The organism is Dechloromonas hankyongensis (genome assembly GCF_022012295.1).
GTDB lineage: Bacteria > Pseudomonadota > Gammaproteobacteria > Burkholderiales > Rhodocyclaceae > Azonexus > Azonexus hankyongensis.
The window spans coordinates 1,306,117-1,320,268 of sequence record NZ_JAKLTN010000001.1 but is presented as its reverse complement, the minus strand read 5'-3'; the positions used below and the strand labels follow the sequence as shown (position 1 = coordinate 1,320,268).

General features: G+C 62.2%; 12 protein-coding genes. 10 read left to right on the top strand and 2 right to left on the bottom strand.

The genetic code is table 11. The features are described from left to right. Nucleotides 1–5: 5 nt before the first annotated feature. The 9 genes from LZ012_RS06270 (at nt 6) to LZ012_RS06230 (ending at nt 9,682) form a co-directional block, all read left to right on the top strand. Nucleotides 6–1,244, top strand: a complete 1,239-nt coding sequence (locus tag LZ012_RS06270; RefSeq protein ID WP_275708708.1) for a tetratricopeptide repeat protein — start codon at nt 6–8, stop codon at nt 1,242–1,244. Between the two features lie 7 nt (nt 1,245–1,251). Next, complete coding sequence (locus tag LZ012_RS06265) at nt 1,252–2,958, top strand: GspE/PulE family protein (RefSeq protein ID WP_275708707.1); 1,707 nt, start codon at nt 1,252–1,254, stop codon at nt 2,956–2,958. Nucleotides 2,959–2,965: 7 nt separating this feature from the next. Then, on the top strand, nt 2,966–4,165 hold the full coding sequence (locus LZ012_RS06260; protein WP_275708705.1) for a type II secretion system F family protein: 1,200 nt from the start codon (nt 2,966–2,968) through the stop codon (nt 4,163–4,165). Then, nucleotides 4,162–5,664 (top strand): hypothetical protein, encoded by a 1,503-nt coding sequence (locus LZ012_RS06255; protein ID WP_275708703.1) that lies wholly within the window; start codon nt 4,162–4,164, stop codon nt 5,662–5,664. Before LZ012_RS06260 ends, LZ012_RS06255 begins: the two co-directional genes overlap by 4 nt. Then, entirely contained in the window at nt 5,661–6,263 is a 603-nt protein-coding gene (locus LZ012_RS06250) for a hypothetical protein (RefSeq protein ID WP_275708701.1), read from the top strand. Before LZ012_RS06255 ends, LZ012_RS06250 begins: the two co-directional genes overlap by 4 nt. Nucleotides 6,264–6,265: 2 nt before the next feature. Next, nucleotides 6,266–6,631: a hypothetical protein gene (locus LZ012_RS06245; protein WP_275708699.1), complete on the top strand. Its 366-nt coding sequence runs from the start codon at nt 6,266–6,268 to the stop codon at nt 6,629–6,631. Nucleotides 6,632–6,633: 2 nt separating this feature from the next. After that, nucleotides 6,634–7,563, top strand: coding sequence for a hypothetical protein (locus tag LZ012_RS06240; protein ID WP_275708697.1), 930 nt, complete (start codon nt 6,634–6,636; stop codon nt 7,561–7,563). Further along, entirely contained in the window at nt 7,539–8,315 is a 777-nt protein-coding gene (locus tag LZ012_RS06235; protein WP_275708695.1) for a type II secretion system protein, read from the top strand. The genes LZ012_RS06240 and LZ012_RS06235 overlap by 25 nt, the downstream gene beginning before the upstream one ends. An 89-nt stretch (nt 8,316–8,404) precedes the next feature. Then, nucleotides 8,405–9,682: an adenylate/guanylate cyclase domain-containing protein gene (locus LZ012_RS06230; protein WP_275708693.1), complete on the top strand. Its 1,278-nt coding sequence runs from the start codon at nt 8,405–8,407 to the stop codon at nt 9,680–9,682. On the opposite strand, the gene LZ012_RS06225 is transcribed toward LZ012_RS06230, so the two are convergent. Beyond that, nucleotides 9,660–11,465: a hypothetical protein gene (locus LZ012_RS06225; RefSeq protein WP_275708691.1), complete on the bottom strand. Its 1,806-nt coding sequence runs from the start codon at nt 11,463–11,465 to the stop codon at nt 9,660–9,662. The two genes, LZ012_RS06230 and LZ012_RS06225, sit on opposite strands and share 23 nt — an antisense overlap. Before the next feature lie 22 nt (nt 11,466–11,487). On the opposite strand from LZ012_RS06225, the gene LZ012_RS06220 reads away from it, so the two are divergent. Then, a complete protein-coding gene (locus LZ012_RS06220) occupies nt 11,488–12,132 on the top strand; it encodes a prepilin-type N-terminal cleavage/methylation domain-containing protein (protein ID WP_275708689.1) in 645 nt (214 codons plus the stop codon). 40 nt (nt 12,133–12,172) lie between these two features. Here LZ012_RS06220 and LZ012_RS06215 read toward each other — a convergent pair whose 3' ends face one another. Further along, on the bottom strand, nt 12,173–14,131 hold the full coding sequence (locus LZ012_RS06215) for a monovalent cation:proton antiporter family protein (protein ID WP_275708687.1): 1,959 nt from the start codon (nt 14,129–14,131) through the stop codon (nt 12,173–12,175). Nucleotides 14,132–14,152 lie beyond the last annotated feature (21 nt).

Below are 14,152 nucleotides of genomic sequence, written 5' to 3'. Positions count from 1 at the left end.
CGCGCATGAGCCTGTTGATGGATGCCCTGAAACGGGCCGAAACCGCCAAGCAGGAGGCGGCCCGCGCCCAGTTCGGCATTGCGCCGGCAACACCGACCGAACCGGTGCTCAGCCTGGAACCGCGAACCGGCGCCGCACCGGGGGCCGCGGCAAATCCCTTGCCGGATCTCGCCAACCATATCGATGCCGTCGACGCCGATCTGGCCGGCACCCCGCTCTCACCGGGCGCCCCGGCCAGTAGCCCGTCCCTGGCCAAAGAAACCCTCACCCTGCAGCCGGCCGAGCCAAGCGCACGGGAGACCGTGCGCAACGCCTTTGCCGCCAAGCAACAGACCGCAGCCAACAGGCCGTCCCGCCTGCCGCTCTGGCTGGCCATCGGCACCCTCAGCATTGCCGGCCTCGGCATTGGCGGCTACGTCTGGTACCAACTGAACGCCATGAATCGCGGCACGCTGGCGGCCAATACACCGTATATTCCCCCGCCCCCCGTGCCGCAGCCGGCGCCGCCAGCCCCTGCCGCGTCTGCGCAGCCCCCCGTCGCCCAGCCGGCACGCCCGGACGAGACGGCACTTTTCGCGCCGCGCCGGGAGCCTCCCCCCGCCCACCCAGCCGTGACTGATGCCGACGCCCCCAACGCCATCCGGCTGACCCGCACCCGCCCCGAAGTCGATCCCGGCCTGGCGCATGGGCAGACCAGCCTGCAACGCGGCGACATCGAAGTGGCGCGCCGCGACTTCGAGCAGGTCGTCCAGCGCGCCCCGAACAATACCGACGCCTTGCTGGCGCTGGCCGCCATCGCCCAGCGCCAGGGACGTGCAACCGATGCCGAGGCGCTGCGCCAGCGCGCGCTGGTCGCCAATCCAAGCGATCCGGCCACCCAAGCGGCCGCCCTCAGTGGCAGCGCGGCGGAGGCTGATCCGCAAAACACCGAGAGCCGCCTGAAGAGCCTGCTTTCGGCGCAACCGGAATCGGCGGCCCTCAATTTCGCCCTGGGCAACCTGTATTCGCGGCAGAACCGCTGGCCGGAAGCGCAACAGGTCTATTTCAACGCGGTCGCTACCGAAAGCGATAATCCAGACTACCTGTTCAACCTGGCGGTCAGCCTCGATCATCTGCGCCAGCCGCGTCTGGCTGCCCAGCATTACCGCATGGCGCTGGAAGCTGCCACGCGCCGGCCGGCAGCGTTCGATCGCGCCAGGGTCGAGAAACGCCTGAGCGAATTGCTGGCGGAGCCGGCACGCTGAACCGAGCATGAGCACATCCGCCCTCCAGCGCCGGCCGCTCGGCCAGATCCTGATTTCCGAAGGCATCCTGTCGGAAGACCAGTTGCGCATCGCGCTGCTCGAGCAGATGAAGCAGAACCAGCCGATCGGCAAATTGCTGGTGTCGCTCGGCTTCGTCACTGAGGCAACGCTGCGTCAGGCACTGTCGGAAAGCCTGGGCAAGCAGAGCATCGACCTGCGCAATGCTGTCGTTGACCCGCTGGCGCTCAAACGGGTGCCGCGCGAGCTGGCCAAGCGCCACCACCTGTTGCCGCTCGACTACGACGTCCATAACCGGCGGCTGGCATTGGCCATTTCGGACGTCAACGACATCGTCGGCCTCGACCGGGTACGTGCCCAACTCGAGGAAGGCACCGAGATCGAGACCCTGCTCGCCGGCGAATCGGAAATCGACCACGCCATCGACCAGTACTACGGCCACGAACTGTCGATCGACGGCATCCTGCACGAAATCGAGACCGGCGAAATCGACTGGCACAGTCTGTCGGCCGCCGACAACGAATACAGCCAGCCGGTCGTCCGCCTGATCGATTCGATCCTGACCGACGCCGTGAAACGCGAGGCGTCGGACATCCACTTCGAGCCGGAAGCCAACTTCCTCCGCATCCGCTACCGCATCGACGGCATGTTGCGCCAGATCCGCGCCCTGCATAAATCCTACTGGCCGGCGATGACCGTGCGCATCAAGGTGCTGTCCGGCATGAACATCGCCGAAATGCGTGCCCCGCAGGATGGCCGCATCGGCCTGACGGTGTCGGGGCGGCCGATCGACTTCCGCGTCGCCAGCCAGCCGACCATCCATGGCGAAAACATCGTGCTACGCATCCTCGACCGCCAGAAGGGCATCGTGCCGCTCGAGGAACTGGGCCTGACCGAGGAGCACCTGCACCAGCTGAAACTGATGATCTCCCGGCCGGAAGGTATCATCCTGGTTACCGGCCCGACCGGCAGCGGCAAGACGACGACGCTGTATTCGGTGCTGAACCATATCAATTCCGAGGGAATCCACATCATGACCCTCGAAGATCCGGTCGAATACCCGATGGCCATGGTGCGCCAAACCTCGGTGGCCGAAGCGGCTAAACTCGATTTCGCCAACGGCATCCGCTCGATGATGCGCCAGGATCCCGACGTCATCCTGGTCGGCGAGGTGCGCGATGCCGAAACCGCCGAGATGGCCTTCCGCGCCGCGATGACCGGCCACCAGGTGTATACGACCCTGCACACAAACTCGGCCATCGGCGCCGTGCCGCGCCTGCTCGACATCGGCGTGCTGCCCGACATCCTCGCCGGCAACATCATCGGCATCATCGCCCAGCGCCTGATCCGCCGCCTGTGCGGGCATTGCAAGACGCCCTACCATGCCGAACCGCACGAGATCCGCCTGCTCGGCCCGCTCGGAGAAGGTCCGCATCCGGTGCTGTTCCGCCCGACCGGCTGCGAACTGTGCGATTTCCAGGGCTATCGTGGCCGGGTCGCCATCATGGAGCTGTTGCGTATCGATAGCGGCATCGACGAATTGATCGCCCTCCGGTCGACCACGCATGAAATCCGCAACCGTGCCGTGTTGCAAGGCTTCAAGACGCTGGCTGACGACGGCATGCAGCGCGTCCTCGACGGCGTGACCTCGCTGGAGGAACTGGCCCGCGTCGTCGACCTGACCGACAGGATGTAGGCAGGCCATGCTCTTCGACTACAAGGCGGTCAGCGCGGAAGGTCGAATGACTTACGGGCGGCTAGATGCGATCAACCTGATCGACCTCGAAATGCGCCTCAAGCGCATGAATCTCGACCTGGTCACCGGCAATCCAATCCAGCAGCGCACGCTGTTCGGCCAGCGCGGCGTACCGCGTCCGGAACTGATCAACTTCTGCTTTCACCTCGAACAGCTGACCCGGGCCGGCGTGCCCATACTCGAGGGGCTGACCGACCTGCGCGACTCCATCGAGCATCCGCGCTTTCGCGAGGTGATGGCCGGCATGATCGAAAGCATCGAAGGCGGCCAGACGCTATCGCAGGCCATGGCCGCGCACCCGGATATCTTCAGCCAGGTCTTCAGCAACCTGATCCGCGCCGGGGAGTCGAGCGGCCAGCTGCCTGACGTGCTGGCCAGCCTGAGCGAATCCCTGAAATGGGAGGACGAGCTGGCGTCGCATACCAAGAAGCTGCTGATTTACCCGGCTTTCGTCGCCAGCATCGTGTTGACCGCCACCTTCTTCCTGATGGTGTACATGGTTCCGCAGCTGAAGATTTTTGTGCGCAACATGGGGCAGGCCCTGCCCCCGCATACGCAGCTGCTGTTTTTCGTTTCCGACCTGCTGGTCGGTTACTGGTACCTGTTCCTGGCCACGCCGGTCGTCGCTTTCCTGGTCGGGCTGCAACTGGTGCGTACCAACCCGCTGGCCCGCCTGCGTTTCGACGGCATCAAGCTGCGCCTCCCAGTCGTCGGGCCGATCCTGAAAAAAATCATCCTGTCGCGCTTCGCCAGCACCTTCGCCATGCTCTACGCGTCGGGGATCCCGGTCCTCGAATCGATCCGCACCACCCAGCACATCGTCGGCAACCACGTCATTCGCCGCGGGCTAGAGCGCGTCGAGCAATCGATCCGCGAGGGCCACAACGTGGCGGGCGCCTTCCACGACGTCGGCCTATTCCCGCCCCTCGTCATCCGCATGTTGCGCATCGGGGAAAGCACCGGCGGCCTCGACAAGGCGCTGCTCAACGTCAGTTACTTCTACAACCGCGACGTCAAGGAATCGGTCGGCAAGGCCCAGGCCCTGATCGAACCGATGCTGACCCTGTTCATGGGCGCCCTGCTCGGCTGGATCATGCTGTCGGTCATCGGCCCGATCTACGACGTGATCAGTAAAATCAAGACGTGAAAACCCGCCTCCTCTACCTCAATACCCACCGCCTCTTTGCCTATGCCTGGCAGCAGGGCAATTTGCTGGCGGAAGGCGTTTTCGACAACGACGAGGAAGGCCTGCGCGAGTTTTCGCAATATCTCGATGCTCGCCACAGCGACCGTTTCGCCCTGCTCGCTAACGTCGCCGAAGAAGGCCATGCCTACGAAACGATCCCCTTCCTGCACGGGCCGGATCGCCAGGCGCTGATCAGCCGCAAAATCGGCCAGCATTTCCAGGGCACCTCACTGGCCACCGCCATTTCGCTGGGCTACGAAAAGACCCAGCGCAAGAACGAGAAACTGCTTTTCGCCGCCCTCACCAACCCCGGTCATTTCGAACCGTGGCTGCAACGACTGGGCAGCGCCGAGATAGCGCTCTCCGGCATCTACAGCGTGGCCCAGCTGGGCGGCCGATTATTGAAAAAACTGGGGCTGGGCGGCGGCCGCTGCCTGCTGCTCAGCATGCAGGATCATTCGATTCGCTCGAGCTACCTGGTTGACAGCCAAGCCCATTTTTCCCGCATGGCGCCCTTGACCGACAGCAGCATCGCGGGAATCGCCAGCACCTTTGCGGCCGAGTCCGGCAAACTCCATCAATACCTGATCGGCCAGCGCCTGATCGGTCGCGACGAAGCCTTGCCAGTCTTCATTGTCGCCCATCCGCTGACGCTCCCGGCCATCGAAAAAGCCTGCCCCGACCGCGGCCAGCTCAGTTTCCGCCTCATCGACAGCCATACCGCCGCCGCCAAGCTCTCGCTGCACACGGTCCCCGATGATAATCGCTGCGACCTGCTGTTCATGCATCTGCTGGCCATCGCCACCCCGGCGCAGCAATTCGGCAGCGAAATCCACCGCCGTCATTTCCGCCTGTCGCAGTTGCGCAACGGACTCCTGGCCGCCGGCTTCATCGCCGTGCTGGGCAGTGTGCTGTATTCGGCCAAACAGACTTATGACGCGCACGAGCGGCGCGAAGAAGCCCGCGTCCTGGCGATGAGCGATGCTGACTTGAGCCGGCGTTACCGCGAAACGGCCAGCACGCTGCCGCAGCTCGATATCGATAACGATACCTTGCGCCAGTTGACGACACGTTATACCGAACTGAGCCGCCAGCAGCGCCAGCCCGGCCCAGCTTTCGCGAGGGTCAGTCAGGCCCTCGACCGCATTCCGGCGATCAACCTCGAAGGGATCGAATGGAAGAACGATGGCGCCTATGACCCGGCGAAAGAGCCTGACATGCGCGAAGTCACCATCGTGCGGGGTTCGATCAATCTGCCACAGGCGGAACCCCGCAAGGTGCTCGGAGTTTTCGACAACTTTGTCGATATCCTGCGCAGCCAGCCCGATATGTCGGTCAATGTGCAGCAACGGCCGTTCGACATCGAATCGGGCAGCGCCCTGCGCGGCGGCGACGGACAGGAGGAGGCGGCAAAGCCGCGTCAGTTCGTGGTCGAAATCGCCCGGAGGCAAGCACCATGAAGCTGACCAGGCGCGATTTCCAGAAGCTGCTTGTTCCCATCGTCGCAACCCTGATGCTTTTTGGCGCAGCAGGGGCTCTGGCCTGGTGGACGCAGACCGACGCCGAGCAGGCCGGCCAGGAACGCAACCGGGCGGCCGAAGCCAAATCCCGCATCGAAATGCGCCTGCGCCAGTTTCACAGCGAGGAACGTGATCTCCAGGAACGCAGTCAGCTCTTGCAGCGCCTCCAGGACTCCGGCGTGCTGGGAGAGGAACGGCGGCTGGACTGGATGGAGCAGTTGCGCAACACGCAGCGCGACCTGGGCATTCCAGGCATGAAATACGAATTCTCCGCCCAGGTACCCCTCAACAAAAACACCCCGGCCGGCTACGCCTGGTTCAACAGCCCGCTACGCCTGCAATTGCGGCTGCTGCACGAAGGCGATCTGCTCAATACCCTCGGCCGGATTCAGCAGGATGCCAAGGCGCTGGTGATTGTCCGCTCGTGCAAGTTGCTCCCGCTCCCAGCTTCGACCGAGCGTCGCGAAATGACCGCTCGGCTGAGCGCCGATTGCGAACTCGACTGGCTGACCGCCCGGCGGCCAATAGGAAGGAACTGACCGTGTGGCGCGTCATCCTGACCCTCCTGCTGACTCTTTCCAACGCTGTCGCCCAAGCCGACAGTGCACCGCTCGGCCGCCTCTTTTTCGATGCCGACCAACGCGCCATCCTCGACCAGCAACGCCAGCGCAACCCGTGGTTCGGGCAGCAAAACGACAATACCGAAACCGGCCAGACCTTCAACGGCGAAGTACGCAGCAGCAGCGGCCGCCGCACCCGCTGGATCAACGGCGAAGCGGACTGGAACACTGGCAGCCCGGCACCTCGAGTACCGGTGGGGAATACGTACTATCCGGAAAGCGGGCAGAGCGTTAGTCTGTTGGGCGGCGGACGGATCGTCGTGCGGCCGGCGCGCCCGATGCCTTGACCATGACGACCACCCTGCGTTCGCAAGTCGGCAGCGCACTGCTCATGCTGCTTTTCCTGATCGTCGGGATCGGCACCACCCTGTTGTTGTCGTCGCTCTCTCCAGGGCAGCAGCAGCGGGAACAGAACAGCCGGACGCAGGCCGCCCTGCGCCAGGCCAAGGAAGCTCTGATCGCCTGGTCGGTTACTCACAAATCCATTCCTGGCCGGCTACCATGCCCCGAAGACATTACAACCATCGGCACACCAACCGAGGGCAAGGCTCTGAGTAACTGCACCAGTCCTAGCATCTTGATTGGCCGCATTGCTTGGCGTGACCTGGGCCTGTCGGAGCCGCGCGACGGCACCGGTGAACAGCTCTGGTATGTTCTTTCCCCGGGTTTCCGTAGCACTCCGCCGGTGGGCAGTGCCGGTGTTGCAAACGGACAACTCCAGCTCGATGGCACCTATAACGGCATCGCTGCGCTGATCATCGCGCCCGGTACCCCACTGCCCGGCCAAACGCGCACACCACCCAGCATCGCTTCGCCGCCGGCCAGCGTCAATTATCTGGACCTGGGCAATGCCACCGGCCCAGCTTTCGTCAACAACGGCCCCGCAGCTACTTTCAACGATCAAGTCATCACCATCACCACCCAGGAATTGCTCCAGGCCTTGAGTTCCCGGGTATTGGCCGAGATTCGCGGAGCCTTTGACGTCCAAAACGGTTTGCGTCGCTACTACAATGACAACGGCAGCTTCCCGCCCGCCGGAACGCCATTGGACAACCTGAATTTCGATAACACAACACGAAGCTGGCTCGCCCCGACCGCCAACCCCGGACTGTGGTTTTCGCTGGTCGGCTACACCACTCCGTCACCGACCACCGCCCAACTTACCCTGGGCACCCTAACGCTGAAAGTGATTCCGTGCACGGCCGCCCCCTGCCCCTGATTCGACGAGCGAACCGTGGCTTCACGCTAATCGAACTGGCCATCGTCCTAATCATCGTCGCGCTGCTTTCCGGAGGATTGATGATGACGGTGAGCGCCCAGATGGAGCGGATCGCCACATCGGATACCCAACGCCGCCTGGATGAAGCGCGTGATGCCCTGCTCGGATTTGCCGCTGCCAATGGGCGCCTGCCCTGCCCCGCCGTTGGTGGAGCGACCGGTATCGAAGGACCGCTAGGTGGCGGCGTCTGCAGCAACAACTGGGATGGCTTCCTGCCGGCGATCACGCTCGGCATCGGCCCGACCAACGACAATGGCTATGCGCTCGATGGCTGGGGTAATCCAATCCGCTATGCCATTACCACCTACAATAACAGTGCGTATTGCCCCGGCCACGTATTTGCCACAGCCAACTGCATCAAGGCAGTATGGAACGGAGGCATTTCATTGGGTAACGCGCCGGATCTTCGTATTTGCAACACGGCCACAGGCATGACCGGAACAGGCGCTACGGCCAGTTGCGCGACTGGCAGCGAATTGGCTAATAACGCGGTGGCAGTCGTTTTTTCCCGAGGCAGGAACGGAGCATCTCCACCTGCAAGCAGCGATGAAATTGCAAATGGCGATGCAGATCGCGCCTTTGTCTCGCACCCCCCCATCCCATCCGGCCCCAACGAGTTTGACGATCTGGTGATCTGGCTTTCCCCCAACATCCTCTACAACCGCATGATTGCCGCCGGCCGTCTGCCCTGATTGCGCTCCGCCGCGCCTTATTGACCTGCGCCACCACGACTGCCAAACTGCTTATCCAGCCCTTATAAGCCACACCGGCTAGTCATTTCGTGAGTCTGCACTCCACCATCGTTTCCCTGCGCAGCGGCGGCATTCTGCCGACAGATGACGCCGAAATGCGCCTGAAGAAATCGCTGCTGGTTTTCGCCACCGGCCTGTTCTGCACCGGGTCGATGCTGTGGCTGTTCCTGTACGGTCAGATGGGTCCCCAGTTCTCGGCGACGCCTCCGTTTGTCTTTCAATTGCTGCTCGTCGCCAATCTGATCTATTTCATGCGCAGCGGCAATTTCGACTGGTTTCGCGTCACCCAGCTGTCGATTTTCCTGTTCGCCCCCTTCGTCGTGCAATGGAGTATCGGTAACTTCATCACCGCTAGCGGAACGAGCCTGTGGGGCTTGCTGGCGCCGATCGGGGCGGTGCTGCTGTGCGGGCCGCGGGAATCGATTGCCTGGTTTATCGCCTACATCTTCCTGACCGCGCTGTCGGGCTTCTTCGACTATTACCTGGCGGGGACGCCGGCGAGCAATACCCACAAGGTTTCGACCGAAACCAGCGTCTTTTTCTTTGCGCTCAATTTCGCCGCGATTTCCAGTATCGTCTATCTGCTGCTGAACTACGCCATCGTCGAAAAGGGCAAGCTGCAGGCCAGCCTGCAGGAAACCCACCGCTTGCTGCAGGTCGAACAGGACCGTTCGGAACGCCTGCTCCTCAACATCCTGCCCGGCCCCATCGCCGAACGGCTGAAACACGATAGCCAGGCCATCGCTGACGGTTTTGCAGAGGTCACAGTGATGTTTGTCGATATCGTCAATTTCACCCGCCTGGCCGAAGGCATGACCCCACAGCAGGTCTTTGCCATGCTCAACCGGATTTTCTCGTCCTTCGACGAACTGGCCGACCAGTACGGCATGGAAAAAATCAAGACCATCGGCGATGCCTACATGGTCGCCGGCGGGCTGAACGACGGATCAGATAACTTCACCCGTTCCATCGCCGAGCTGGCGATCGCCATGCGCGACTTGCTGCACCGCGACTTCACGGTCAACGCCATGCAGTTGAACGTGCGAATCGGCATCGGCACCGGCCCGGTTGTCGCCGGCGTGGTTGGCAAGAAGAAATTTATCTACGACCTGTGGGGCGACACCGTCAATCTGGCCAGTCGGATCACCAGTGAAGGGACGCCAGGCATGATCCACGTCGACACCAATACCTATCGACGCTTGGCCAGTGAATTCGAATTCGCCCCGGCCGTGGAGATTTATCTGAAGGGCAAGGGCAATACCCACGTTTATCGTCTGGACGGTCTCAAGTCGCTGGCAGCGGCCTAAGCGGCGACAGGACGAAACGCACCAGACCGGCGCGATTTTCGGCCAGCGCCAGCCGATAGTCCAGGCTGTCGGCCTGGCGGGCGGCATGGTAAAGGCCGATGCCAAGGCCGTCGTTGGAGGGCACCGGTTCGCTAAGCAGGGTCTTGGCCAAAGCTTGCGGAATTGCCGAGCCGTTATCCGAGACGGCCAGACTGGCGCCGTCAAAAATCACCGCAATGGGCAAGCCGGGTTCACGCTGGCGCTTGGCCAGGGAATTCTGCAACAGGTTCTCGGCCACGCTGTCGAAAAGCGCCCGCGGCACCGCCGGGCCGGCCTGCGGAGTGCCTTGCCACGCAATCCCGGCGTGGGCATAGCGATCCTGTAAGCGACGCCACCATAATTCGGCCTCGATCGTTTCGGAATCGTCGGCCTGCGGCGACTGCAACTTGTCCAGGGTTGATTTCAGCCGGTCGGCAATCTGCGGCAACTGGCGGCGCAGCAGCCCGGCCACTTCGGCCGGATCGCCCGGTTGAGTAGCCGCGTAACATAGGACCTGCAGGGATTGCAGCAGATTCTTCACGTCATGGGTGACCCTTGCCCCGGTTTCGTAGATGGCCTGGGCATAGCCCAGTTGCTGCAACTGCTGACTCTGACGCTTGACCAGGTAGAACTCGACGGCGAGGCGCAACAGCCATTCGACGTGCCAGCGCAGCGCCGGCGACGGCACATGGCGAAAATGCACCGTCAAGGTCAATTCACCGGCCACGCAAACATGCCGGTGCGGCGACGACTCGCCAACCTCCCCGTAACCATCGCTCATCTGCCAAGAAATGCCGAGCACCCACGGCGTGGCCGCCAGGCGTTGCATTGCGGCCGTGAGAAAACGAGCCGGATCGGCATTCTTTTCGCTCTCTTCCGACAGATGAACCAGCCATTGCTCGAGCGGCATGCCCAACGACAGCAGATAGTGTGAAATCGCTGAGCCTATCCCCGAGAAGCCGGCCCGCGGATTCCACGCCCAGGCCACAAGCAGCAAGGCGCCGGCCACGCTCATCGACGTTTTGAACAGGGATTCGACATAGCCGGCACCGCCGATCGGCATATAGGCCAGCGCGCCCAGCACCAGCACCGACATAACCAGGAAGACCAGCATTCCGTAAAACAGGTCGAAGGCTTCACCGGATTTCCTCCGCGGCGCCCTGGCCGGGAAGAGCAGCAAAGCCGGCAAGGCCATGGGCATGAAAACAGCCAGGGAATGCCGCAGAGCGGAATCTATCTGGGCGGCAGGAGAAATTTCCGGCACGACGCCAAGGACAGCAAGCCCGATCAGATAGCCGAAAGCCAGCAGGTATCCCGCCCGCTCGCTGCGCTGTTCGGTCCCCACGGCACGGCCGCCAATGGTTGCAGCCAGGACGCCACACCAGACCAGCAGCAACCAGGGGCCAAGCAGCACGGTCGACAACAGCGCGGCGCCCAGCAGCACGCTTGCCTGGCGTCCGTTGATCCGCTGCTCGCCGGCGACGAAGGGCTGCCAGATCAGAAACAGGCCGAGCGCGGCCAGCCACAAGAGGCGAACCGCCGGCACCTGCCAGCCCCCGAAAGCCAATGCGTGCACCATCAACAGATGACTGGTCAACAATAAATGCGGCCAATTCGCCAGCCGCTTTCCCCAGGTTCGACCGAACCCGGCGTTCATCTTTCCGACACCCTGTCCATATTTCGACACTTGCAAGCCAGTTTCTCGCCTCAGATTATCAAATTCAGCCCAAAAATCATGGGCATACTTATTGCTGTACGTTGACAAAAACCATATGCCGGAGCATGCCATGAAAAATCAACAAAAGGGCTTCACCCTGGTCGAAATCGCCATCGTACTGGTGATTATCGGCCTGCTGCTGGGAGGAGTCCTGAAGGGTCAGGAGTTGATCAACAGCGCCAAGGTTAAAAATCTGGCCAACGACTTCCGTACCATTCCCGTGTTTATTTACGGTTATCAGGACAAATTCAAGCGCCTACCTGGCGATGATCTCAATGCCGACACTCGCTTTACTGGTGGCAAAAAGGCAAGCGCTACCGGGCAAACAGTAGGTAACGGAATCATCGAGGGCACCTGGAATTCCACCGACGTCACCAGCGAAAATGTACTGTTCTGGCAGCATGTGCGCTTGGCCGGTTTAGCTCCCGGCTCAACCGATTTCACAAGCGCCGCAACTGCCAGCCTGCCTTCAAACGCAGAAGGAGGTACTGTTGGCATTCAAATGAGCACACCGATCAAAGGCATGAGTGGGACTTACTACATTTGTTCATCGGGTATCAACAACAAATTAGCCCAGCAGTTAGATACCACTCTCGATGATGGCGCAGGCGACAAGGGAACCGTACGCGCCCAATCCGGGAATACGACGGACTCCACCAAAGATGGTGAAACCTACACTGACGGCAAGAGCTATGTCGTTTGTCTCGCCTTCTAATATTTCTTCTAAGCCCTAAAGCCCGCCTTAGCGGGCTTTTTCATTTCTGCAGCAAGCGCTCCTCGGCGGCGCTCACCGCCTCCGGCAAACCGAGCACAACGACGACATCGCCTTCCTCGAGCAGTGTCTCCGGCGCCGGCTCGAGTGCCCGGATGCCACGACGGCGTATAGCGCTGACTTCGCAGCCCAGGTTGTCCAAGTCCAGATCATCCAGCGTCCGACCCACCGCTGCCGCTCCGGCGCCCAGCAGAACCGAGTGCATGCGTGGCTGGTGTTCGTCTTCCTCGTCGTGATCGCGGTCGGTGATGCCGCGATAGAAGCCGCGCAACAGACTGTAGCGCTGAGAACGGGTCTGGCGGATACGCTTGAGCACGCGATTGATCGGCACGCCGACCAGCACCAGCGCGTGTGATGCCAGCATCAGGCTGGCCTCCAGCGCTTCCGGCACCACTTCGGCCGCTCCGGCTTTGGTCAGGCGGTCCATGTCGCGCTCGTCTGCCGTACGCACGATCACCGGCAGGTCATGGCGCAGTTCCTGGACGTGGTGCAGGATTTTTTCGGAGAGCGCGGTATCGCTGACGGTGACTATGACCACACTGGCCCGCATCAGACCGGCCGCCATCAGCGCCTCCTTACGTCCTGCATCGCCATAGACGACGTTTTCGCCGCCGGTCGAGGCTTCATGTACGCGGTCCGGATCGACGTCTAGCGCCACGTAATTGATATCCTCCTGCCCCAGGAAGCGAGCCAGGTATTGGCCGTTGCGGCCGAACCCGCACAGGATCGCATGCTTTTCCGAACCCATCGACTGGGCGGCGATGCGGGTCAGCTGCATCGAGCGCATCAGCCATTCGCTGGCCACGAAGCGGACGACAATGCGCTCGCTGTACTGGACGATGAAGGGCGCGATGAGCATCGACAAGACCAGAGATGTCAGCGCGACCTGCTGGATTTCCCGCGGCATGCGCATGACTTCGCCGAGCAGCACGAAGCCGAATTCGCCACCGGCACACAGCCACAGCGCAGAGCGGATGGCATTGCCGGGAGAGGCGCCGAGCCGCCACGACAGCAGCCCGACCGTCAGCGCCTTAACCAGCAACAGCGCAGCCACGGCGAGCAATACCTGCCACCACAGGCCGACCAGGATGTGCAGGTCGAGTTTCACCCCGATGGTCACGAAGAATAGGCCCATCAGCACGTCGCGAAAGGGCTTGATGTCCTCCTCGACCTGAAACTTGTATTCCGTTTCCGAAATCAGCATGCCGGCGACGAATGCGCCCAGAGCCAGCGACAAACCGGCCAGTTCGGTGATGGTAGCCAGGCTGAGCGTGATCAGCAGCACGTTGAGGATGAAAACCTCCGACGACTTGGCGCGGGCGACGAAGTGAAACCACTTGCGCATCAGGCGCTGGCCGAATACCAGAATGAGCGCCAGCACGACCACCGCCTTGACCAGGGCGACGGCCAGCAGCGCCGCCAGTTTTTCCGGCGGCTGGGTCAGCGACGGGATGATGACCAGCAACGGCACCACTGCCAGGTCCTGGAACAGCAGCACGCCCATGATTTCGCGGCCGTGCGCCGAATCGAGCTGCATGCGCTCGGCGAGCAGCTTGGTAATCACCGCCGTCGACGACATGGCGAACACGCCGCCGAGGGCGATGCCGAGTTGCCAGCTGACTCCGAAGAGCATGATCAGCCCGGCGATCAGCGCCATGGTGATGCCCACCTGCAGCAGGCCCAGGCCGAAGACGATGCGCTTCATCGAAAACAGCTTGGGCAGTGAAAATTCCAGGCCGATCGAGAACATCAGGAAAACGACGCCGAACTCGGCCAGCGATTCCGCCCGGTGCATGTCATTCATCAGGTTCAGGGCATGCGGCCCGATCACGCTGCCGACGAACAGGTAGCCGAGCACCGGCGGCAGGTTGAAGCGCCGGAAAATCACCACGGCCAGGACCGAGGCGCCAAGCAGCAACAGGACGAGAGAAAGTGCGCTCAAGGGCCGTTTTCGCGATTCAGG

What these genes read in the sequence shown, in the direction of transcription:
- LZ012_RS06270 (WP_275708708.1), top strand. Translation starts at nt 6, where the DNA reads ATGAGCCTGTTGATGGATGCCCTGAAACGGGCCGAAACCGCCAAGCAG.
- LZ012_RS06265 (WP_275708707.1), top strand. Translation starts at nt 1,252, where the DNA reads ATGAGCACATCCGCCCTCCAGCGCCGGCCGCTCGGCCAGATCCTGATT.
- LZ012_RS06260 (WP_275708705.1), top strand. Translation starts at nt 2,966, where the DNA reads ATGCTCTTCGACTACAAGGCGGTCAGCGCGGAAGGTCGAATGACTTAC.
- LZ012_RS06250 (WP_275708701.1), top strand. Translation starts at nt 5,661, where the DNA reads ATGAAGCTGACCAGGCGCGATTTCCAGAAGCTGCTTGTTCCCATCGTC.
- LZ012_RS06240 (WP_275708697.1), top strand. Translation starts at nt 6,634, where the DNA reads ATGACGACCACCCTGCGTTCGCAAGTCGGCAGCGCACTGCTCATGCTG.
- LZ012_RS06220 (WP_275708689.1), top strand. Translation starts at nt 11,488, where the DNA reads ATGAAAAATCAACAAAAGGGCTTCACCCTGGTCGAAATCGCCATCGTA.